Source organism: Paraburkholderia sp. J7 (genome assembly GCF_905220155.1).
Taxonomy (GTDB): Bacteria; Pseudomonadota; Gammaproteobacteria; order Burkholderiales; family Burkholderiaceae; genus Paraburkholderia.
Map to the genome: position 1 here is coordinate 36,573 of NZ_CAJMYZ010000002.1, position 21,688 is coordinate 58,260.

Sequence of the window (21,688 nt, forward strand, 5' to 3'; positions counted from 1 at the left end):
GTTTATCAAGCTTCAAGCCGCTTCGGCAATCGGCTCGTGCTGGAGGCTGTAGCGAGTGAAAACGCGGTTCAGCGCAGGCATTGGTGCAACGTCCATCTCGCCGCTGGCCGGTTCCATGACGATCATCGCGACCGTTGCACTCAGCGTGTGGCGCGTGCCCGGGCGCGGCGGACGGCAAACCGAATGCGGCGTGCCGAACGCGTCGAACAGCGCGGCTTTCACCGCGTTGCGGTCCACCTTCGGCGCGGCGTTGAGCAACTGACGCACGCGCCAGTCGCGGTAGTAGCTGTCGGGCGAGTTTTCGCAGCCGGTGTCGCGCAGCTTCGTGCGGGCGACCGGACTCATCCAGTGGTTCGCATGCACGATCAGTTGATCGTCGTTTGGCCAGATCGGAAACGCCTCATCCGGCGCGCATTCGAAATCGATGCCGAAGCCCTCGGCCATGCCCAGCATGATGTTGTTCGAGCACGACTTGGGCGTCGTGGCGATCGTGCGCATCGCGTTGGCGAAGACCGGCTCTTCGAGCACGCGGCGACGCAGGAGCGAAAGCGGCACGCCCATCTGCGTGAAATCGCGATCCGATTCGAGGTAGTTCGCCGTGATCGACACGCCCGCCGCATTCAGGCCGCTGCGCGCGAGGCCGCCCGCTTCGACGAAGGTCAGATAGTCGGGGCCCTCGTCGTTGCGCACGCGCAGGACGATGCCGGTATCGACGCAGTCGGCTTTCCAGTCCCAGTTCTGCGCGTGGATCAGCCGCCCGTTCGCGCAACGCGAAGGCAGCACGAGCACGCCCGTACAACCGTCCTCGTCTTCGGCATCCGCCGGTGTCGTCTTGTCGGCGCGCGCCTTGGCCAGCACCTCGGTGCGGGCATTGATCATGACGATGTCTTCGAACGGCACGTCCGCGCCCACCGCAATGCCGCGCATTTCGTCCAGATACGCCGGCTGGAACTCGCCGATCGCCTGTTCGAGCGAGCGGATCAGCGCCGTTTGCGACGCTTCGCTATAGCCGATATTGCGCAGCGTCTGGCCGTAGCGCGACGCGCTCAAACGAACGCGGCCGGCCACGGCGCGGCCATATTGCACCCCGCGCTCATAGGGCTTGCCGGAGACGCTGACGAACGGAAACGGCTGGATTTGCGGCATCGAATCACTCCCACGCAAGAAACGAATGAACTTGATGAAACGATTCTCGGGCGAGAGAAATAAAATAAAAAGCGTTATTTTGTTTACTGAAAGGAAAGATTTTTTTGTGCTTCGTGCGATCATGCGGGGCACGGCATGACATGCCAAAAGCGGCCCGAGGAGGCGAAAGATGAGCGAAATCCGGATGCTCCGGACCTTTCTGGCGATCGAGAAGCACGGCACCATGGCGGCCGCCGCCGATCGCATGGCGCTGACCCACGCGGCGGTCGGCGCGCAAATGCGCACGCTGGAACGCGTGTGCCAACGCCAGTTGTTCGACCGCAGCGGCCGCAGCATCCAGCTCAACGACGCGGGCCGCTCGATCATCGAGCAGGCGCGCACGGTGGTGGCGGCCTACGACTCGCTGCTGCGCGGCGTGGCCGACACGCACAGCATCGAAGGCACGGTCACGATCGGCTCGACCGTGTCGTCCATGGGCTTTCTCGCCGCCAACGTCATCAAGCTCAAGGTGCCGTACCCCGCGCTGAACGTGCGCCTCACCCATGGCAGCAGCCCGGAACTGGAGCGCCAGGTGCGCGCGGGCGAGATCGACGCCGCGGTGCTCATCAGCGAACCGCGCAGCACCACGCTGCCGGAATCGTGGGAGTCGCTCTACGAGGAGCCGCTCGTGCTGCTGGCCAATCCGGCAGTCGGTCCCGCCGACGCGTCGGCGGCCTCGCTGCTCAAGCGCTTGCCGTTCATCGGCTTCGAAGGGGCATCGCTCACAGGCAGACACGTGGCGAGCCTGCTGCGCCGTTTGCGCGTGGAGGTCAATCCGGTGCTGGAAATGAATTCGATTGCCGCGATTGCCGATCTGGTCCGGCAGAACGTGGGGGTGTCGATCGTGCCGAGCCTGCGGCACGCGGCGTGGGCCGACGACCCGCAACTGTTCGTCAAGCCGATTCCCGGCACCACATGGCGCAGGCACGTGGCCTGGTACGAGTTCGGCCGCCAGCCGCGGGCAACGGCGATCGTGAAGAATCAGCTGCTTGCGGCGCTCTCTAATTCGTAAGCTTTCCTGATTGATTTCATCGCGTGGCGAAGAAAGCCGGAATGGCGGATGCGACCAGCGGCCCCATCCAACGCGATCGCAGGATTCGACGCAGCGACCGAAATCAACGAAAATACCGCGAACTTACTGGAAAGAAACATGAAACGACTGTTACTCGCCGCGCTCACCGCCGCCTCGTTCGCCACCTGCGCTCATGCACAGAGCAACGCGGCCGGCTCGTTCGCCACCCCCGCAGGCACGGTGCAATTCGTGCGCGACGACCGCGACTTCGTGGCGGTCCTCGGCAAGGACATCTTCGACCGCTTCGACGCGAAAACGCTCACGCATTTCGACGAAATGGGCCACGACAACAGCACGATTACGCGCATGCTCGTGCAGACCGACTTTGGCCCCGTGCTGTACGACTTTCGCCGCAATCCGCCGCTCGTGCAGCACGTGAGCGCGCGCATGACGATCAAGCGCGTGTTCTGGCAACCCGACGAAGTCGTGATGCAAGGCTCGGAGGGCTGGTTCCGGCTCAAGAACGGCGCGCTCACGAAGCTGCAATCGTCGACGACCACCTACCGCACCAACTAGACCGCTCAGGCGTCTTTTTCGTCCTTCTCCTCGCCCTGCGAGTCGCGAGCCGCGATCTTCAGCTGACGCAGCTTGTGATAAAGCGTTTTCTTCGGCATGCCAAGCTCGTCGCTCGCCTGGGCGACGTTGCCGTGATGGCGCCGCAGGGTGTTCTCGATCAGCATGCGTTCGAAGTACGCAATCTGGTCCGCAAGCGTCTCCCCTTTCGCCGTCGCCGCGCCCGCGGAAAGCAGGCTGTCGCCGGTTAGTCCGAGCACGAAGCGGTCGGCGACATTCTGCAGCTCGCGCACGTTGCCGGGCCATGCGTGCGTCATGAGCTCGGACACCTGCGCGGCGGTCACGACCGGCGCCGGCGTGCCGAAGCGGCGCGCGGCCGCGAGCACGAAATGTTCGAACAGCAGCGGGACGTCTTCGCGCCGCTCGCGCAGCGGCGGCAATTCGATCTGCGCAACGTTCAGCCGGTACAGCAGGTCCGCGCGGAAGTTGCCCTCGGCGGAGACTTCGGCGAGGTCCGCCTTCGACGCGGCGACAATGCGGCAATCCACCGGAATCAGCTCGTTCGCGCCGAGGCGCTCGACGACGCGCTCCTGCAGCACGCGCAGCATCTTGATCTGCAGCGGCATCGACATCGTTTCGATTTCGTCGAGAAAGAGCGTGCCGCCGTTCGCCCATTCGATCTTGCCCACGCGCTTCTTGATCGCGCCCGTGAACGCGCCCGCCTCGTGCCCGAACAGTTCGCTCTCGAACACCTGCTCGGGCAGGCCGCCGCAGTTCAGCGCCACGAAATGCGCGTCGCGCCGCGCGCTGAAGTCGTGGAGGCTGCGCGCGATCAGTTCCTTGCCGGTGCCCGTCTCGCCCGTGATCAGCACCGACACGGACGTATCGGCGAGGCGCAGAATTTTCTTGCGGACCTCCGCCATGGCCGGCGACTTGCCGAGCACGAGCGCCTCGATCCCCTGCCAGTTGTGCAATGACGCGCGCAGGCCCTCGACTTCGAGCGTGAGCCGGCGTTTCTCGACCGCGCGGGCCACGCGGCCCGCGATCACGTCGGACGAGAACGGCTTTTCGATGAAGTCGTAGGCGCCCACGCGCATGGCGCTGACCGCCGTCGAAATGTCCGCGTGCCCGCTGATCAGCAACACCGGAATTTGCGGGTCGATCGCCATCACATGGTCGAGCAGCTGCAACCCGTCGATGCCGGGCATGCGCACGTCCGAGACGATCACGATCGGGGCGCCCGGGGCGATGTCGGCATAGGCATCGGCCGCCGACGCATATGCGCTCACCGGGAATCCCGCCAGCGCCACCGCCTGCTCGACGCCGATGCGCACGTTCTCGTCATCCTCGACGACCAGCACGCGAATCTCATTTGCCCTGTCATCTGCCATGTTCTGTCCTTTGCGGCTCGGCGGCCGCGAATTCGATCGTGAAGCGGGCCCCGCCTTCGTCGCCATTCGTGGCCGTGATTTTCGCGCCAAAGCCTTCGACAATGCGCGACGTGATCGCGAGCCCCAGCCCGAGACCTTGCCCGCGCGGCTTGGTCGTCACGAACGGCTCGAACAGGTGCGCCCGCACTTCCGGCGCGATGCCGGGGCCGCTATCGTCGATCGTAAAGCGCACGCGGCCTTGCGCGTCGGGCTCGCTCGCCTCCATCGCGATCACACGCTTGCTCGCGTCGCGCACCGCGTCGAGCGCGTTGCCGAGCAAGTTCACGATCACTTGCTGCAATTGGCTGGACTCTGCGTACACCGTGGTGCCCGGCGCGATCCGCACGTCGAGTTGCACCGCTTCGTCGCGAATGCGCGACTCGTAGATAAGCCTTGCATGCGCAACGGCTTCGCCAAGCGACACCGCCACGCGCTCCACGTCCGGCTTGCGCGCGAACGCCTTCAGCTCGCTCGTGAGCACCGCCATGCTGTCCACGAGACGCCCGACGCGCTCGAGATTGGCAATCGCCTGCGCGGGTTGATTGCGTTCGAAGAAAGTGCGCGCATTGTCGCAGAGCGTGCGGATCGCGACGAGCGGCTGATTCAGCTCATGCGTGAGCCCGGCCGCCATCTGGCCGATCACGGCGAGCTTGCCGGCATGCACGACTTCCTGCTGTGTGGCGCGCAGGCGCTGCTCGGTGCGTTCGCGCTCGGCGATCTCACGCTGCATCTGCGCATTGGCCTGCGTGAGCGCGGCGGTGCGCTGCGCGACGGTCGTTTCCAGCTGGTCGTTCGCGCGCCGCAACGCTTCTTGCGCCTTGAGCTTTTCCACGATCACGCGGCGGCGCTGCACCGCATACAGCGCATAGAGCGCGGCAATCGCAAACAAGCCCGTCACGAACGCGAACGCAAGCCGCTGCTGGCGCCGCGCGCCCGCCGTGTCGAGCAGCACCATGATCGTGTCCTGACCTTGTGGCGCGGGACTCGACATCACCAGAAAGCGTCCAGTACGGCCCGCGCGGCGCAGGTCGGGGAAGAGGCCGATCCACGCGTTGTCGTTCCAGTCGCCAACGCGCCGGTATTGCAGCGCCTCGACGATGCGGCCCGCGTATTGCCGCGACGCCTGAATATCGCGCTGCTGCGGCTCGGTGATCGCCCGCATGGCGGTGAATTTCCATTCGGGTTGGGTCGAGATCACGATCACGCCGTTGCTGTCGACGACGATGGCCGCTTCGCCAGGCGTGCGCCATGCGGATTCGAGCGCGTCGACGCTGACCTTCACGGCCGCAGCTCCAATTGCCGCATTGCCAACATTGCCATCGTGAATCGCATTCGCGAAGTACAGCCCCGGCACGCCGGTGTTCGTGCCAATGCCGAAGAAGCGGCCGCGGCCCTGCGCGAGCGCGTCCTTGAAGTACGGGCGATACGACACGTTGGTGCCGACAAAGCTGACCGGCTGGTTCCAGTTGCTCGCGGCGATCACCGTGCCGTGCGCGTCGATCACGTCTACGGCGCCGCTGCCGACATCGTTGTTGACCGCTTCGAGGTAGGCATTGACTGCGGGCAACATGCCGCGCGCTTCATCGGGCGATGACTTGAGCAACGCGCGCACGCTATCCTGGCGCGCCACGAGCGCGGGGACCATCTCGAAGCGTCCCAGCTCGCTTTTCAGGCTCGCGGCGTAGAGGTCGAGGCGATGCTCGCCCACGTCGGCGAGCGCGTCGATCGCGCGGTTCCATGCGAACTCCACCGCGGCGGCGGCCGCGCCGACATACAGCACGGCCGCCGCCGCCCATCCCCACCATGGAATGCCCTTGTAACGCATCTGCACGTTCACCCTCGTCGATTGGCTGCCGCCAGACGGCGGGTTCAGCGAACACCGCGCGCCGATTGGACCAGCGACGCTATCGCGAAGGCGCGTGCGAGGCTCGCACGCAGGGCGCACGGCGGCGCGTCATGCGCCGAAATGCGCGAGCAGGATGAGCGTCACGGTCACGACGATGGCGCCGCCAATGCGCGTGGCGATCTGCGCGAACGGCATGAGCTGCATGCGGTTCGCGGCGGTGAGGATCGCCACGTCGCCGGTGCCGCCCTGGCCGCTGTGGCACGCGTTCACGATTGCGGTGTCGATAGGGTACATCTTCATCAGGCGGCCCACCACGAAGCCCGTGCCCATGAGCGTGACCACGGTCGCGGCAATCGTCACGACGTTGACGAGCGTGAACGCGGCCATGAGCTTGTCCCACGGCGTCATTGCCACGCCGATGGCGAACAGCAGCGGGTACGTAACCGCCGTCGAGAAGAACTTGTAGACCACGAACGCGCCTTCCTGCAGCGGCGGCGAAACCGCGCGCGCGAGCTTTACGAGCACGGCGAGGAACAGCATGGCCACCGGCGCGGGCAAACCGAACAGCTTGTTCGCCATCAGGCCGATGAGGTACAGCGTGATCGCCGTGATACCGGCCGCGGCGATGTGGCTCACGTCCACATGCCCGCGAATTTCGTCGTTCGACGACGACGCCAGTTCATCGGTTGCGCCGACTTGCAGGCGGCCGTTGCCGGTGAGATGCGGCATGCGCCGGCCCAGCATGTCGAGCATGCCCGAGAGGATGATGGCGATGAGGCTGCCGAGCATCACGGGCGGCAGCACCTGTGCGAACAGATCGCCTTGCGCCACATGCATGATTTCCGAGTAGCCCACCGAAAGCGGAATCGCGCCTTCGCCCACGCCGCCCGCCATGATCGGCACGACGATATAGAGCAGCGTGTGTTTGACGCCAAGGCCGAGCGCAGCACCCACGGCCGTGCCCACGATAGTCGCCGCAACCGTGCCGGCCGCGAGCGGAATGAAGATCTTCAGGAAGCCTTGAATCAGCACGCGCCGGTCCATGCTCAGAATGCTGCCGACGATGATCGAGGCGATGAAGAGATACAGGAAGTTGGTCTGCTTCGTGAACTCGACCGTGAGGTGCTGCACGGGCTGGGGCAGCACGTGGTAGTACACGAGCGCCGAAGGCACGAAGGTCGCGAGAATCGCCGCCGCGCCGATATTGCGCAGAAGCGGCAGGCGCTTGCCGAGTTCGGCGCACGTGAAGCCGCAGAACGCGAGCACGGCGATGGCCATCGAGATCTCGCCGGGCACCTTGCCGGTCACCGCGAAGCCCGCGATTAGCGCAAACAGGATCACGTAGATCGGCAGCGGAATGATGCCGATGCGGATTTCCATCAGCTTCCACCAGCCTTCGGGCCAGAAGCGGGTGGGAGTCGTGGAGGATGATTCGGGGACCGACTGGCTCACTTGCGAGGCGGTGGATGCGGATGCGCTGTTCTGCACGGGATGTCTCCTTCGTTTTCGCGACCGGACTGCGTCGCGTCTCCGGTGCTTGTTTAATAACGGGTTCGGACTATCGAGAAATAGGCCGCCGGGCGTCTATATAGCAGTAGCCGTGCCAGCGCGTTTCACCCTGCCACACCAACCATAACTTGTTGATTTGTTGATAATTTTCTAGAAGCGCCTCCGATCCCTTCACCCCATCGCTCCGAAATTTCAGAATCGGCCCGAGCCGCAGGCTGAAATCTCGGCCTGCCTGCCGACCGCTTGCATCCGTCGCCAATAACAACGGCCCGACCCTTGAGCCGATCGCAAGAATCATTTTCAGAATTTGTTCTGGTACAGCACCGAACGTTGGCCGAAGATGAATCACCGCAACTTGAGGAGCGAGCCATGAAGATCGTCTTGCCAGGATGCGCCGCTGTTTGCGCCGCGGTGCTGTGGAGTACCGGCGCGCTGGCCGCGCCACCGGGTTCCGCTTACCAGACGCCGGTGCAGTTATCGAGCGGAAGAAACCTGCTTTGCAGCGTGAACGAATCACAGCCTGCAGGCGAAACCGCGGTGCTCACGCGCCGCGAGCAAGTGGAGGCCGATGTCCTCGCCACGCAGCGCTTGCGGCTCGTAAGCGGACCGGAGTCGCCTTATCCCTCTGCCTATACGGCGCCGAGCGTGGCCTGCGTGAACGCGGGTTGATGCCGCAATAAGAACAAAGGGCTCGATTCGCCTGACGAATCGAGCCCTGCGCGCATTCAGACCGGATTAGAAGCGCGTACGCACGCCCGTCGTCACTTCGACCTGATTGGTCGCCCCGAAGGTCGTGCCAACCGTGTAGCCGCCGTGCAGCTTCATGTAGTCGCCCGCCAGGTACACTTCGGTGCGCTTCGAGAGGTGATAGAAGACCGAGCCGTAGAGCGTTTCCTTGAAGCCGTTGTGCAGCCCGCTCGCAGGATCGAATGCGCCTACGTTGGCGTTCGGAATATCGCCATCGACGTTGTACGCAGCGTTGTGCGTGCGCATTTGCTGATAGCCCAGTTCGTAGTCGAACGCGCCCTTCGGCACGAGCTTGAACGACACCGTCCACGCATTGTCCTGACGCTGGCCGAGCGCACCCTGATTGCCCCAGTAGCGGAAATAGCCCGCATTGGCGCGCACGATGCCGATCGTGTAGTTGCCGCCCACCGAGAACGCCTGGTTCGTGTTGCCGTTGTTGTTCACATGGTTGTAGAAGGTCGAGGCCGTCCAGGTCGGGGCGTTGTAGCCGAGCGCGAACTGATAGTTTGCGTTATTGCCAAAGCTCGTTGAATTGCCGAACGCGTAGCCCGCTGCCGCGTAGATCCCGTTGTCGAACACCTTCTTCCATGCGACGCCATTGTTATAACGGGTGCCCGTTGCGCTCGCAGCGTAGAAAATCATCTGCTTGAAGTTGTTCGCGTTGGTCCAGCCGCCCTCTTCCGTCGTGAGCTTCGCGTTGCCGTACGGGTCGCCGTAAATGGCCGCGGCGTCGCGCGCGATGGTGTTCTGGAAGCCCGCCGTGATCTTGCCGAAGCGGTCGTCCTCCAGGCCCACCCACGCGTCGCGGTCGAAGATCTGACCCGGGTCTTCCATCTGGCCGTCGCTCACACGGTATTCGCTTTCGAGCCGGAAGATCACCTTCGTGCCGCCGCCGATGTCTTCAGCGCCCTTCAAGCCCCAGCGGCTGCCGCTGAACCACGGTTCACCGGCAATGCCCATGCCGATCACGTGATTGCCGTTGGCGTCGGCATGCGACTGATACGTGGGAACGCTCAGGTCGATGAGACCATACAGTTGAACGCTCGACTGCGCGTGTGCGCCGCTCGCCGCCAGTGCGCCAACCGTCACGGTGAATGCAAGGTGCCTTCTCTTCAAGATCGTCTCCAGGGTGCTGTGTGGAAGTTTTCATGGACCCGCTGGCATCACTCACCGGTTGCGGCGAGCCGTGTGAATCAGCGGGTGAGACGAATAGTAGAGAGGTGAATCCTTCGCGATTCTTTCACGACCGCTTGGTAATGCTAAGTAAAATCACTAATACCGGTAAAGAAGCGGACCTGTTCACGCCGGCATGGGGTCCTTCGCGCGAAGGATGTAGCCAAGGCCGCGCAGCGTGGTGATTTGCACGCTCGATTCCGCAAGATGTTTGCGCAGCCTGTGAATGTAGATGTCGATCGCGTCCACACTCGGGTCGTCGCTCAGGCTGCAGATGCGCTCGAGCAGCGCATGCTTGGGCACGGCCTTGCCCTGGCGCAGCATGAGTGCCTCGAGTATGGAGTGCTCGCGCCTGCGTAGCGTGAGCGGCGCGTCCTTGTGACGGAATTCGCGCGTGTCGCAAACGTACTGCAGGTCGCCGCAGGTGAGCCAGCCCGACTTCTCGCCCGTCTGCCGCCGTATCAGCGCCTTGATGCGCGCCACCAGTTCGCGGCTGTCGAACGGCTTGACCACGTAATCGTCGGCGCCGGCGCCGAAACACGCCACCTTGTCGTCGATCGAGCCATGCGCAGTCAGCATGAGCACGGGCACGTTATTGCGCCTGCGCCGCAAGCGGTTGAGCACGTCCTTGCCGCTCAGGCGCGGCAGGCGCATGTCGAGAAGCACGAGATCGTAGCTCTGCGTGAGCAGCACGGAATCCGCGGCCTCTCCGTCGACCACGCAGTCCACCGTGAAATTCTCGGCGCGCAACAGGTTGACGATCCAGTGCGCGAGTTCGGCATTGTCTTCTACGAGCAGCAGCTTCATGGTCCTTCCTCACTTCTTCTCATCCGGGCCACACAGGCAAGCGCACCGTCGCAACAAGACCCACGCGCGCGGCCCCTGCGGCCACGCTCACCGAGCCGCCGTGCGAGCGCGCGACCTGGTGCACGATGGCAAGACCGAGGCCTGTGCCTTCGGTATCCGCCGCGACGCGATAGAAGCGCTCGAACACATGCGCGCGGGCCTCGGCGGGGATGCCTGGGCCGTTGTCCACCACCTGCAGCATGACCTCGCTGCCTTCGCTGCGGCAGATGGCGGTCACGCGGCCGCCGGGCTGCGTGTAGCGTATGGCGTTGTCGATCAGGTTCGACACGAGCGAGGCAAGCAGGCCCGTATTGCCCGCCACGTGCACGTCGTCGGCGAGTTCCGCGCCGAGATCGATGCCGCGCCGCTCGGCGGCCTGAACCATCTCTTCGAGCACCGAAGACACGACCTCGGTGAAATCGACACGTGTCTGGCTGCGCGACGACTGCGCCATCGACTCTGCCTGCGCGAGCAGAAGTAGTTGATTCGTCAACTCCGCCATTTTCTGGCTGGTGCGGCGCACGCCTTTGAGCGCGTCGTATAGCGCAGGGTCGCGCGCGTCGCATTGGCTCGCGAATTGCGTTTGCGTGGTGAGCAGCGTGAGCGGGGTGCGCAACTGGTGCGCCGCGTCGGCAATGAACTGGCGCTGCATGGCGGCGTGCACCTTGAGGCGCGCGATGCACTGGTTGATCGCTTCGACGATTGGCCTCAGCTCCGAAGGCAGATGGTCCGGGCGGATCGGCTCCAGTTGCACGGGCTCGCGGTCGGCCACGTCGTCCTTGAGCTTCATGAGCGGCCGCAGTTCGAGCGTGAGCCCGAGCGGCACGAGCAGCGCGACGAGCGCGAGCATGAGCCACTGGCGTGCAAGCTGCGGCCTCCACAAGGCGCTGATCATCGCTTCGCGCGACGCGATCGTCTTGCCAACGATCACCACGACGCGTTCGGCGCGGCCCGAGTCGTAGAGCATGCGCTCGTAGGCCACGGCGCGAATCGGCATACCTGCGTACGCGGTGTCGTAGAACACAGGCGCGTTGGCGGTATCCGCGCGCGGCAGCGGCAAGTCCGGCGCGCCGCCCAGCAGGCGGCCGTTGCCGGCCAGCACCTTGTAGAAAACGTGGTCCTGCCACGGCGATTCGAATAGCTCCAGCGCCGCAGGCGGAATCGACGCGCGGAGGGAACCGTTGTCCCAGTCGACGTCTTCGATGATCGTGCGCGCCGAATTCAGCAGCGAATGGTCCTGCACGAGATCCGCAGTCTGCCGTGCGGCGTCATACGACACGCCGCTCGTCACGACGACAAATACGGCGAGCGGCACCAGCAGCCACAACAGCAATCGCGCACGCAGACTATGCACCATGTCACGCTCTCAAAGGTACGAGCCGCGAGATGGCGCGCGCAGGACGGCGCTCGGCGTGCTTCATTTCGCGCTGACGAATTCGTTCGTATACGTGCCGGACAGATCCACGTGCTTGCCCTTGACCGAAGGATTGAAACTCGAAAGCACCTTCAGCACGGTCGCCGGACCGTCGGCCGGCATCTTGCCGTCTGCGGTGTACATCGGCAGCGAGGCCTTGAGTGCGCTGACATACAGCGCCTTGTCCTTTTGATAATCGGCCGGCATTTGCGCGGCGATTTCCTCGGCGCTATGCGTGTGAATGAACTGCATGGTGCGCACGAACGCGTGCGCGAGCTTCGCCGCCTGCGCCTTGTGCGACTCGGCCCACGCGTTCTGCACGTAAAGGCTCGCGGCGGGATAGGTGCCGCCGAGCGCGGCGCGCGTGCCTTCCACCGAGCGCATGTCCACGAGCACCTTCGCGTCGCCGGCTTTCTGCAGCGCCGAAACGGTCGGCTCGGTCGTCATGCCCGCGTCGATGCGCCCTTGCTTGATGGCGGCAATGAAACTCGCGTCCGCGCCCACCGGCAGCATGGTGTATGCGCTGGAGGCGATGCCATGCTGGCTCGCGAGATACTGCGTGAGAAAGCTGGTCGAAGAGCCCAGGCCCGTCACGCCCAGCGTTTTGCCTTTGACGTCGCCCATGGACTTGATGGTGCCGGCCGCCTTCGACGACACCATCTCCACTTCGCCGGGCACCTGACCGAACACGACGATTGCCTTGACGTCCTTACCTTTGGTCTGCAAGTCGATGGTGTGATCGTAGAAGCCCACAACACCCTGCACTGCGCCCGCGAGCAGTTCGTTCTCGGCATCCACACCCGCGGGTTGCGAGAGCAACTCGACATTCAGCCCTTCGTCCCTGAAATATCCCAGTTGCTCGGTGAGGCGCGCGGGCAGGTAAATGAGCTTCGTAATACCGCCCACCATGATGGTGATCTTGTCGCCGGCATCGTCGGCGGCATGAGCGCCGTGAAGCGCCATGGCAAACAGCAGGCCGCCAGCGAGTGCGACTTGACGCAGCGCGCCAGAACTGGGTTGCATTGAGTGTCTCCATCAGAATGGGCCGGCGGCGCAATGCTGGCCGCCTCGATCGTTTCGGGGATTTTAGTGATTCAAACCCTTCCCGAAGCTTTCGCGGGTCGCGCCGATTTATACGGGATTTCCATGAGCGGCGGCGCTATTTATACTTTTTATTTTTCTGAATAAAAATGGCTTTTATTCAGCGTGAATCGCTCGCCCATTCAATGCGTCGCGGCGATGGAATCTGCTACTGGACCGGAGTCGAATGCCAGCGGCAGCAACGCTGTAACTGATTTCCACAGGATTACTTATTGATTCACAACACGGAACGCATCGACGTTCCGTGTTCATTCAGCAGGAGCCCGCTCCAGCCGTTACCTTCGATCGAGCGGCTACACGCCACCCGAAGCGCCGGTCAAATAGCGCGCTGAACGGCTCGTGCAGAGTCCGTAATGTCCTGCCCGAAACCGGCAATCGTATTGCAGCCCGCCAAGGCGGCTAGTAGGCCAACCATCGATACCACCACCAGAAACCGTCCCATCATCTTTACTACCCCGTAAGCTCATTTTTAGATTGATGCGCGTGCATCGGCGCATAGCGCCAACCCACCGCGCATAGCGTCTTTGCGTCCGCTTGAATTGCGTATTCTGCCTGTGGTCGGTCCGTGTGTGCAAATTGCCACCGCTGCGGCCTGCAGGGTCTTGCGCCAATCGATGCATGCGCAACGTGTGCAGCTCACTGAGCCGGATGCAAGGGCTCCGGGCGAGAACAGTCCAAAAACACGCTCGTCGAACGGGAAGGCTAGAATTCACGACAATCCGGCCATCGCCCCAATGTGGCGCGACCATGACCAAGCCATCGCAGCCGCGCCCGGGCTGATCGAAGCAAGCGATCAGCAAGGCCGCGATACTGTTGCACTTGCGAGGGAACGCAAGCTGCCCGCGGGTATCATTGAAAGGATGGAGTCGCTGCAGCGCAAACTGCACAAACGTCGCCCCTGATCCGCGAGCTTGAGGTCGATTCGACGACCTGCGACGACTCGCCATGCCTGAAGCAGAACCACGCACCGGCAACGCACCACAACGGACCCTTTCGCCAATGCGCATATTCGGAATCAGCCTCTACGTCATCATCGCCCTGCTCTTTGCAGTGCATGCCATCCGCAACCAGCAGAACATGTACTGGCTGCTGATCCTGTTTCTTTTCCCCGGCCTTGGCAGCCTCGTCTACTTCTTCGTGATTTATTTGCCGAGCCTGCGCCAGTCGCGCGGGGCGAGGGCGACGGGCCGGGCCATCTCGCAACTGGTCGATCCCAACCGCGCGGTGCGTGAGGCGCGCACGGACTTCGACCGCGCGCCGACCGTCGCGCACCGTATGCGGCTGGGCGCGGCGCTGCTCGACGCGGGCAATGCCGTTGAAGCGCTGGAGCATTACGAGGCGGCGGCAACCGGGCCGTTCGCCTCCGATCCCGCCCTGCTCGAAGGCCTCGCGCGCGCGCAGTTTGCAAACGGCAATGCCGCTGCCACGCAAGAGACGCTCGAAAAGCTGTTCGCCGTGCAGCCTGTGGCCCGCCAGCAGCCGGACCCCGCTTTGCTGTATGCACGGGCGCTCGCCGCCAATGGCGCAGCGGGCACGCGCGCCGCGTTCGAAGCCGCGCTTGCTTGCGCGAGCGACGCCGCCCCGCGTTGCCTCTTCGCCGACTGGCTGGCAAAACAGCCCGGCGACGCCGACCGCCAGCGTGCACGCGAGCTTTACGCCGATATCGTGCACGACGCCAGGCACTGGCCGCGCCACGCCCGTGAACACAATAGCGAGTGGCTGCAACGAGCCCAGGCCGGCTTGGGCCGGTAGCGCAAACGGTTTCCCGCGAGGCGCGCCCATGCGAAACGCCAATCGCGGGATTCGTCTAGTCGAGCCTCTCCTCGCACATGCGCCGGTAGGTGGCCGGCGTCATCCGGTACGCGCGGCGAAACCAGCGTCCCAAATGGCTCTGGTCCGCGAAGCCGACCTCCGCGGCAACCTGGGCCGGCGTGCGCCCCGCCGCCAGCAGCCTGCGCGCGGCGCGCAGACGCAAACGCACCAGGTACGCATGGGGCGACGTCCCGAACTCGCGCTGGAACAGGCGCGTCAAACGAAACCGGTCGATGCCCGCGCTATCGACGAGTTCGTCGAGCCCGATGTTCGCGGCCATGTGCTCGTGCAGCAGGTCACGCACGCGGGCAAGTGCGGGCGGCGCCGGACTCGCCGTTACGGTCGTATCGACCAGATGGCCGCCCAGGTGCTCCAGCAAGCGGTCGAGCGCCTCGTCGCGCGCGAGCCGGCCTTCCTCGCCGTATAGCGCGAGAAAGGCGCGGCGGATTGCGTCGGTCAGGCGCGGGTCGTCAACGAGCGTCTGGCCGAAAGCGGCCTCCACGGCGCCGAGGCCCGCAATGTTCAGCCTGCGCGCCGCACGCTCGACCCACGGCTGCGGCAGATACAACATCGCGTAGGTGAAGCCGCCCGGTTCGGGCGCGTGGCCGTCGTGCAGCGCACCCGGCTCGATCAGGATCGCGCGGCCCGGCACGCTCGTATGCAGCGACCGGTGGCATTGAAAACGCTGCACCCCCTGCTCCGTATAGCCGATCAGCATGTCGTCGTGATCGTGGGGGTCGTAGGCGTGGCCGCTGAAATGCGCGCGCAAACTCTCGATACCCGTTTGCGCGTCGCGCCGCGCGACGAGCCAGTGATCGTTCCGGCCCTCAGTCACCGTCGCGTTCGTCATGGCCTGCCTCGCTCCTCGTTCCCGGTTCCTTACCCAAGGGCACGAGTGTACGCGAGCCCTGCGCGAAGCACGCAGCGCGCCCCCGGTCTCGCCGGCGCCCGCTCAGCCTGGTTCAGTCGTCGAATTCGCCGGCCTGCAGCGCTTCGTCGAAATCCGTGATCCACGGGGCGAAGTGGTCGGTGTCGTAGGTGGCCGTCTTGCCATTGGCGATCCGAGTGACGGATACCTGCCGGATCGCCGCGCGCTCGCCCCCTGCAGGGCTTTTCTCGTTGTCCGAGATCCGGAAGTCGCGCAGCTCGAGCCCCCGGCTGGCGAGCACAGCCTTGACGTCTTCCTGTTCGTCCCAGGAAAACTCGGCGAAGTCGTGGGCTGTCATGTTCGTCTCCTCCTGGGCGTCATCACGGACTGCACGGCGCGACGGGCAGTCCCTCGGCCTTCCAGCGCAACATGCCGCCAGCGAGATTGGCCACCTTGCCGAAGCCCGCCTTCGTGAGCAATACGCTTGCCTGCGCGGAGCGCACGCCGGAGCGGCACACGGCCACGACCGGCCGGTCGCGATCGAGCTCGTCGATGCGGGCCATCAGTTGCGAGAGCGGCACGAGCTTCGCATCGGGCAGATGGCCGAGCTGGTCAATGAACTCGGGCGGCTCGCGCACATCGACGATCTGCATGGCCGCCACATGCTCCAGCAACGCCATGGGCTCGATTTCCCACACGCCGCTAAAACGCAGCGTGAGGGGGGCCCAGTCGGGCGTTTCCTGGATCGGCGCCTCGCCCTCGGGCTTGCCGCAGCGCAGGTTGGCGGGCACCGCGACGGCCATCTGCTTGGGGTGCGGCAAATTCAGGTTGTGCATGTAGCCCGCGAAGTCGCCGAGATCGACGTCGCCGCCCAGGCGCGGATTGAAGCGCCGCTCTTCGGCCACGCTCGTGACCGTGATGCCGCGATAGTCGTGCGCCGGGTAAAGCAGGCAGTCGCCGGGCAGCGTGAGAATCTGCTCGCGCACGGAAGCGAACAGCTGCTCCGCGCTCCCGCCCTGAAAATCGGTGCGGCCGCAGCCGCGAATCAACAGGCTGTCGCCGGTGAAGGCCATGCTTGCGTCGTCGAGCACGTAGGTCAGGCAGCCGCTGGTGTGGCCGGGCGTGGCGCGCACCTCCAGATACCGCTTGCCGAAAGGGATGCGGTCACCATGCCGCAGCGGGCGGTTCACGCCCTCGGCGCCCACCGTTTCGGCGAGCGCGATCTGGCTGCCGCTGCGCTCGCGCAAGCGCCACGCGCCGGTCACATGGTCGGCGTGCACATGGGTGTCGAGCGTCGCCTGCAGACGCAGGCCCAGTTCCTGCAGCAGCGCGAGGTCGCGCGGCACCTGCTCGTAGACAGGGTCGATCAGCAGCGCCTCGCCGCTTTCGGGGTCGCCGAGCAGGTAGGTATAGGTAGACGATACCGGGTCGAAAAGCTGGCGAAAGATCATCGCGGCTCTCTGTGTAGGCATACGCATTGTGCGCTTTGCAGTATGCCGCATCCGCCTTCGGCCCGGTGGCTCGACGTGCGCGATAGACCCGCGTTTATGCGCCGTTTGTTCGCGGTGTGTTCGGCACCGAACGTAGGGCGCGCGGCGGGCGTTTCACCTGCCCTCGCGGAAATGGATGTCACGCGCCGCGGAGCGCTTTCCAACGACGAACCGAAAATGGAAGAAAGCCAGCCGTCAGCCGTTTATCACGTATCCCAGCGGGTTTTTACAAGGACTGAAATCATGACCAGAATCTTGTTGTGCGCCGTGGTTTGCTTTCTACCCATTGCGGTGTTCGCGGAACCACCGAAAGTGGCCAACGGCATGGTCGTCGACGACGACGGCATGACGCTCTATACGTTCGACAAGGACACCGAGCAGGGCAAAAGCGCGTGCGCCGGCGCATGCGCAACCATGTGGCCAGCCGCGCTCGCCGACCCTTACGACAAGGCCAGCGGCGACTGGGGGTTGATCGCTTCCGCAGACGGGAAGCATCAATGGACCTACAAGGGCCACCCCCTCTATCGCTACTCGAAAGACACGCACGCTGGACAGATGACCGGCGACGGCTTCAAAGACATGTGGCACGTCGTGAAGCCCTGACATTATTTCGGCACACTAAGCAATTCCCACCACCCGCCCCGCTCCAGCGCTTCGGAGCGGGGCATGGGTCATCACGTTGCGCGCTTGTTGATCAGTTGCCGGTGCGCAGCGTCCAGACTGTCGTCGTGTTGGTGGCGTCGTCTACGGCGGCAAACTGCGAGTGATGCTGGCTGTCCATGCCAAATGCCAGCCCGAACGCAGAACCCGCCGCAGGATCGACCGACATCTGAGCGACGAATTGCCCGTCCACCGTGAACTCGACGATTTCGCTGGGCTGTTGCGGGTCGGCGTTCACGGCGTCGCCGTTGGCCGTGACGAGATGCCCGTTGGGTGCGAGTGCAAGGGCAAGCGGTCCATGCAGATGGGTGTTGTCCTGATAGATCATCCGCCCCATGCCGCCGCTATGGCTCGCGAACGCCGCGCCGTAAATGGCGAACACCGCGTTGTCGCCGGTCGAGGCGACATAGAGCACGTCACGCAGGCCGTCGTAGGCGAGGCCCGTGGGGCCGACAACCAGCGCCGCCGGATCGGTCCGATGCTGGTAGCCCGAGGCGACGATCGTCGAGGTCGGCAACTCGGTCACGCCGTTCTCGCCGATCAGCAGGTCGATTCTCGCGACGGTGCCGTTCAGCACGTCCGAGACGAAAACCTTCACGAATGGCCCGCCGTCGATCACGGTGAGGTCCCATGGGCCGTCGAGCAGGCGCGCATCTTTCAGTTCCTTGACGAGCCGGCCCTGCGGATTGATGACGAGCAGCGAGCCCGGCGCGATGACGTTCTTGCCGTCGGCGGTCGGCACGTTGCCCACCAGCACGAAGCCGCTTCTCAGCACGGCGAGCGCCGTTGTGAGACCGAGGTTGTGTCCCGCGAAGAATGTCACGGGCTGGCTATTGGGAACGATCTTCACGATCGTCGTGCCGGTGCCTTGCAGATTCGATTGCGCATTGAAGTTGGACACCACCACGTCGCCGGGTTTGAGCGGACTCCACGACGGCACGCCGGCCGGTACGAATGCAATGCCGTACGGATTGACGTCGCCATTGGTCGGCACAGTCGATGAAGTCGCAAACGCCGGCGGCAGGATCGCTTGCTGGGCGTCTACGCTAACCGCGCCGAGTGAAAGGGCGAGGAGCCCCGCGCCCAACGCCAGGTGACGCAGTCGCGGCACAAACGCCGTGCGGTTCCTGCCGATGTATGAACGACATGCAGACAACGAGCGAGAAGCTTTCATCTGACACCTCCTTCTCGCGGGGACGGGCCGCCAATGCCATGACGACTCGCGCGGCCGGTGAACCCACCATGCTTCGCGCGCCCCGCGTCTTGCATAAACGAAGCAGCGGCGGGGCTATTCCCTGGCAAGCAATGAATTCAGGCCGTCGCCTGCGCCCTCATGTCGCGCGCTTCGCACGCGGCGCAGGCGCCGCCAGTTGCTCCACCAGAAAATCCACAAAGGCCCGCACGCGCGACGTCAAATAACGCGCGTGCGGATACAGCAGAATGAAAGGCCGGGTACGCCCGCCCTCCTCGCGCAGCACCTCAACGAGCCGGCCCTCGCGCAGGTCGTCCGCCACCACGAAGCGATACGTCTGAAAGAGCCCCGCCCCCGCACGCGCGAGCGTCACGCCGGCGAGCGCGTCGCCGGAGGTTCCGTAACTTCCGCTCGTCGCCACATCGCCATCTTCATTGGCATTGCCGTCGAACGTCCAGACAACATGGCGCCCGCTACTTGGCAGTTCGAACTGTATGCATTCGTGCTTCTGCAGATCGGCCACGGTCTTCGGTGTACCCGCACGCTTCAGATAAGCGGGCGTGGCCACCACAACCATCTCCGCGTCTTCCAGCTTGCGCGCCACCAGGTTGGAATCGGCAGGCGCACGCCCGCGAATCGCCAGGTCGAAGCCTTCGTCGGCGAAGTCGATGTTGCGGTTGCTCAGGTGCGTGTCGACCTGCACCTGCGGATAACGTTCGCGAAACGCCGGCAAAAGCGGCAGCACGCGATAGTGCCCGTAGGGCGTGGGCATGCTGATGCGCAGCACGCCGGCCGGCGTGGTCTGCTCGCCCGTGACCTCGCGCTCGGCGTCGACGAGTTGCGACAGCGCCTGGCGGCACTGCTCGAAGTAGCGTCGCCCCGCATCGGTCAGGCGGATCTGGCGCGTCGTGCGCACGAACAGGCGCACGCCAAGCCGCTCTTCGAGCCGCGCGACGGACCGGCTCACCGCAGCGGGCGTGACGCTCGCCGCATTGGCCGCCAGCGTGAAGCTGCCCAGTTCCGCTGCCTGGCAGAACAGCTCGATGCTGCCCAGCAGCAGATCGTCGAATTTGCGTTGCATGCCCGTTTTCTCCTGCCTGCTCCGATTCGCGCCCGCTGTTTTCGCTCTATTCTGAAGGCGCCAACATGAGGCGAATGCTCACCACCACTCAAGGAGAACATCGTGTCCGTCGAACAGAAACTTGCCGATCTCGGTCTCGCCCTGCCCGCCGCGCCGCAGCCGCTCGGCAACTACACGGCCGCTTCCGAGGCGGGCAATCTGCTCTTCATCTCCGGCCAGGGGCCGCTCGCCGACGGCAAGCTGCGCTGGACCGGACGCGTGGGCGCGGAGTTGACGCTCGAACAAGGCCGCGAGGCGGCGCAGCTCACCGCCTTGAACGTGCTCGCGCAAATCAAGCGCCACCTGGGCGGCTTCGAGCGTCTGCATCACATCGTGCGTATGGAAGGCCACGTGAGCAGCGCCGAAGGCTTCCTCGATCAGCCTGCTGTGCTCGACGCCGCATCGGATCTCTTCGCCGCCACGCTCGGCGAGAAGGCCGGACATGCGCGCTCGGCGTTCTCGCATTCGCAACTGCCGCTCAACTTGCCCGTCGAACTCGTGGTGATCGCGCAAATCGTGCCTGCCTGAGCGCGTCTTTTGCGGCGGGCGGCGAAACGCTGGCGGCAGTCAGACCCGGCTCAACCCCACACGGACTGCAAGCGCGCGATGCTTTCGCGCGTCTCGAGCTCCAGTTGCGCCACGAGTTCCGCCGCCGGCAACGCGCGCGCGAGCGGCGCGGCCTGGCCCGCCCATTGCGCGCCGTAGCCGGATTCGCCCTTGGCCTTCGCAGCCGCGATCAGGGACTTGCCCGCGTCGTAGGCGATCGGGTAGGACGGAATGCGCGGCGCCTTCGGGTCCTCGCCAAGCGCGGTGAACCGGTTGACGATGCTGCGCGCAAGGCGCCCCGAAATCGCCGAGGTGAAGGTAGTATGCCGCGCCGCGTCACCAAGCAAGGCCGCGCGATAACCCTCGTCGGCCGCGCTCTCCGGGCAGGCCACGAACGCGGTGCCCAGTTGCGCCGCCTGCGCGCCGAGCGCCAGCGCGGCGGCAATGCCCGCGCCGTCCATGATGCCGCCCGCCGCGATCACGGGTACGTCGAACTCGCTCACGAGCAGGCGCGTGAGCGCGAACGTGCCAAGGCCGTCGTCGCGGGCGTTCTGATCGAACACACCGCGATGGCCGCCCGCCTCCACGCCCTGCGCGACGATGGCATCGACGCCCGCCTCCACGGCCGCGGCCGCTTCGTCGAGACTCGTTGCGCTCGCAAACAAACGGATGCCCGCGTGTTTGAGTTCGGCGATCACCGCATCGGGCGGCCGGCCGAAATGGAAGCTCACCACCGCGGGTTTTTCTTCGAGCAGCATGCGCTGCATGGCCTGATCCACGACGAAGCTCGTGTAGATCTCCGAAAGCGATTGCGGCGGCGTGGCGCCGTATTGCTCGAACACCGGTGCGAGCCAGTCCAGCCACGCGCGTTCAACCGCCGCATCGGGCGTGGCCGGGCGATGGCAGAACACGTTGACGTTGAACGGCTTGGCCGTCAGTTCGCGCGTCTGGCGAATGGCGTTGCGCGCGTTCTCCGCGCTCATCGCGGCCACGCCCAGCGAGCCGAGCGCGCCCGCGTTCGACACGGCGGCGGCCAGCGCGGGCGTGGTGGTGCCCGCCATGGGCGCCTGAACGATCGGTTTTTGAATGCCGAGCGAGCGCAACAACGCGCGTTCGTCCACTTGAGTGCTGCTCATGTTGCGTTACCTCCGGATGCGTTCCACT

At 64.8% G+C, this 21,688-nt stretch carries 22 protein-coding genes; 8 read left to right on the forward strand and 14 right to left on the reverse strand.

From position 1 onward, the window contains the following. Positions 1-12: 12 nt before the first annotated feature. Positions 13-1,146 (reverse strand): C45 family peptidase, encoded by a 1,134-nt coding sequence (locus tag U5A58_RS03295; protein WP_321960272.1) that lies wholly within the window; start codon positions 1,144-1,146, stop codon positions 13-15. A 169-nt stretch (positions 1,147-1,315) separates the two neighbouring features. Here U5A58_RS03295 and U5A58_RS03300 point away from each other — a divergent pair, with 169 nt between their 5' ends. Continuing rightward, a complete protein-coding gene (locus U5A58_RS03300) occupies positions 1,316-2,197 on the forward strand; it encodes a LysR family transcriptional regulator (RefSeq protein WP_321960273.1) in 882 nt (293 codons plus the stop codon). A gap of 138 nt (positions 2,198-2,335) precedes the next feature. Then, a complete protein-coding gene (locus U5A58_RS03305) occupies positions 2,336-2,773 on the forward strand; it encodes a hypothetical protein (protein ID WP_321960274.1) in 438 nt (145 codons plus the stop codon). Positions 2,774-2,778: 5 nt separating this feature from the next. Here U5A58_RS03305 and U5A58_RS03310 read toward each other — a convergent pair whose 3' ends face one another. The 3 genes from U5A58_RS03310 to U5A58_RS03320 all read right to left on the reverse strand — a co-directional run bounded on the left by U5A58_RS03310 (position 2,779) and on the right by U5A58_RS03320 (position 7,426). Beyond that, a complete protein-coding gene (locus U5A58_RS03310) occupies positions 2,779-4,161 on the reverse strand; it encodes a sigma-54 dependent transcriptional regulator (RefSeq protein WP_321907973.1) in 1,383 nt (460 codons plus the stop codon). Further along, a complete protein-coding gene (locus U5A58_RS03315; protein ID WP_321960618.1) occupies positions 4,151-6,025 on the reverse strand; it encodes an ATP-binding protein in 1,875 nt (624 codons plus the stop codon). The genes U5A58_RS03310 and U5A58_RS03315 overlap by 11 nt, the downstream gene beginning before the upstream one ends. Positions 6,026-6,154: 129 nt before the next feature. After that, a complete protein-coding gene (locus U5A58_RS03320) occupies positions 6,155-7,426 on the reverse strand; it encodes a 2-hydroxycarboxylate transporter family protein (RefSeq protein WP_415764298.1) in 1,272 nt (423 codons plus the stop codon). 498 nt (positions 7,427-7,924) lie between these two features. On the opposite strand from U5A58_RS03320, the gene U5A58_RS03325 reads away from it, so the two are divergent. Beyond that, on the forward strand, positions 7,925-8,224 hold the full coding sequence (locus U5A58_RS03325) for a hypothetical protein (protein ID WP_321907975.1): 300 nt from the start codon (positions 7,925-7,927) through the stop codon (positions 8,222-8,224). A gap of 66 nt (positions 8,225-8,290) precedes the next feature. Here U5A58_RS03325 and U5A58_RS03330 read toward each other — a convergent pair whose 3' ends face one another. The 4 genes from U5A58_RS03330 to U5A58_RS03345 form a co-directional block, all read right to left on the reverse strand. Next, the gene (locus U5A58_RS03330) at positions 8,291-9,430 is read right to left on the reverse strand and encodes a porin (protein ID WP_321908567.1); all 1,140 of its coding nucleotides are present in this window, start codon (positions 9,428-9,430) and stop codon (positions 8,291-8,293) included. Between the two features lie 171 nt (positions 9,431-9,601). Then, positions 9,602-10,282, reverse strand: coding sequence for a response regulator (locus U5A58_RS03335; RefSeq protein ID WP_321960275.1), 681 nt, complete (start codon positions 10,280-10,282; stop codon positions 9,602-9,604). A 19-nt stretch (positions 10,283-10,301) separates the two neighbouring features. Next, positions 10,302-11,678 (reverse strand): sensor histidine kinase, encoded by a 1,377-nt coding sequence (locus U5A58_RS03340; RefSeq protein ID WP_321960276.1) that lies wholly within the window; start codon positions 11,676-11,678, stop codon positions 10,302-10,304. A gap of 60 nt (positions 11,679-11,738) precedes the next feature. Further along, positions 11,739-12,758: an ABC transporter substrate-binding protein gene (locus tag U5A58_RS03345; protein ID WP_321960277.1), complete on the reverse strand. Its 1,020-nt coding sequence runs from the start codon at positions 12,756-12,758 to the stop codon at positions 11,739-11,741. Between the two features lie 33 nt (positions 12,759-12,791). Here U5A58_RS03345 and U5A58_RS03350 point away from each other — a divergent pair, with 33 nt between their 5' ends. The 3 genes from U5A58_RS03350 (at position 12,792) to U5A58_RS03360 (ending at position 14,588) form a co-directional block, all read left to right on the forward strand. Then, positions 12,792-12,923, forward strand: a complete 132-nt coding sequence (locus U5A58_RS03350; protein WP_321960278.1) for a hypothetical protein — start codon at positions 12,792-12,794, stop codon at positions 12,921-12,923. A gap of 482 nt (positions 12,924-13,405) precedes the next feature. Further along, positions 13,406-13,738 (forward strand): hypothetical protein, encoded by a 333-nt coding sequence (locus U5A58_RS03355; RefSeq protein ID WP_321960279.1) that lies wholly within the window; start codon positions 13,406-13,408, stop codon positions 13,736-13,738. A gap of 97 nt (positions 13,739-13,835) precedes the next feature. Further along, positions 13,836-14,588: a hypothetical protein gene (locus U5A58_RS03360; protein ID WP_321960280.1), complete on the forward strand. Its 753-nt coding sequence runs from the start codon at positions 13,836-13,838 to the stop codon at positions 14,586-14,588. A gap of 55 nt (positions 14,589-14,643) precedes the next feature. Here the strand turns inward: U5A58_RS03360 and U5A58_RS03365 are convergent, their stop codons facing one another. The 3 genes from U5A58_RS03365 to U5A58_RS03375 all read right to left on the reverse strand — a co-directional run bounded on the left by U5A58_RS03365 (position 14,644) and on the right by U5A58_RS03375 (position 16,967). Then, entirely contained in the window at positions 14,644-15,498 is an 855-nt protein-coding gene (locus U5A58_RS03365) for an AraC family transcriptional regulator (protein ID WP_321960281.1), read from the reverse strand. Between the two features lie 112 nt (positions 15,499-15,610). Continuing rightward, positions 15,611-15,874, reverse strand: a complete 264-nt coding sequence (locus U5A58_RS03370; protein ID WP_321960282.1) for a hypothetical protein — start codon at positions 15,872-15,874, stop codon at positions 15,611-15,613. A 22-nt stretch (positions 15,875-15,896) separates the two neighbouring features. Then, positions 15,897-16,967 carry an MBL fold metallo-hydrolase gene (locus U5A58_RS03375; RefSeq protein WP_321960619.1) on the reverse strand — a complete coding sequence of 357 codons (1,071 nt, stop codon included), beginning with the start codon at positions 16,965-16,967 and terminating at the stop codon, positions 15,897-15,899. 282 nt (positions 16,968-17,249) lie between these two features. Between U5A58_RS03375 and U5A58_RS03380 the strand changes: the two genes are divergently transcribed. Further along, positions 17,250-17,609, forward strand: coding sequence for a hypothetical protein (locus U5A58_RS03380; RefSeq protein WP_321907989.1), 360 nt, complete (start codon positions 17,250-17,252; stop codon positions 17,607-17,609). A gap of 91 nt (positions 17,610-17,700) precedes the next feature. Here the strand turns inward: U5A58_RS03380 and U5A58_RS03385 are convergent, their stop codons facing one another. Together U5A58_RS03385 and U5A58_RS03390 are read right to left on the reverse strand one after the other, a co-directional pair. Then, a complete protein-coding gene (locus U5A58_RS03385) occupies positions 17,701-18,660 on the reverse strand; it encodes a hypothetical protein (RefSeq protein ID WP_415774169.1) in 960 nt (319 codons plus the stop codon). A gap of 337 nt (positions 18,661-18,997) precedes the next feature. Beyond that, a complete protein-coding gene (locus U5A58_RS03390; RefSeq protein WP_321960284.1) occupies positions 18,998-19,939 on the reverse strand; it encodes a LysR family transcriptional regulator in 942 nt (313 codons plus the stop codon). Positions 19,940-20,041: 102 nt separating this feature from the next. Here U5A58_RS03390 and U5A58_RS03395 point away from each other — a divergent pair, with 102 nt between their 5' ends. Then, on the forward strand, positions 20,042-20,506 hold the full coding sequence (locus U5A58_RS03395) for a RidA family protein (protein ID WP_321960285.1): 465 nt from the start codon (positions 20,042-20,044) through the stop codon (positions 20,504-20,506). 50 nt (positions 20,507-20,556) lie between these two features. Here U5A58_RS03395 and U5A58_RS03400 read toward each other — a convergent pair whose 3' ends face one another. Continuing rightward, entirely contained in the window at positions 20,557-21,660 is a 1,104-nt protein-coding gene (locus U5A58_RS03400; protein ID WP_321960286.1) for a nitronate monooxygenase, read from the reverse strand. Positions 21,661-21,688: the final 28 nt, after the last annotated feature.